At 51.3% G+C, this 234-nt stretch carries 1 protein-coding gene; it reads right to left on the minus strand.

What is annotated here, in order from left to right:
• A partial coding sequence (locus ASC50_RS05580) for a YDG domain-containing protein (RefSeq protein ID WP_158648511.1) occupies positions 1-234 on the minus strand: 234 nt, incomplete at both ends.

Raw genomic sequence — 234 nt, forward strand, 5'->3', positions numbered from 1 at the left:
GAAAAACCTGTGAGCGTAACCGGCTTGGGTGTAATCGCGGCGGTGGCTACGACATCAGCCGGCTGAGCCATCAACTCATAATTGTCTTTTTCCGTGCCGCCGAGCGTGAAATCGGCAAATGTAACCGACCGTGTGCCCACATTTTTGTCGGCAAAAGCAGCCGAAGCATCCAATAGGATTAAGTCATCCCCCGGCACTTTATTATCAATATCCACTGCGGCATTATCCACTGTG

The organism is Candidatus Symbiothrix dinenymphae, assembly GCF_001431085.1.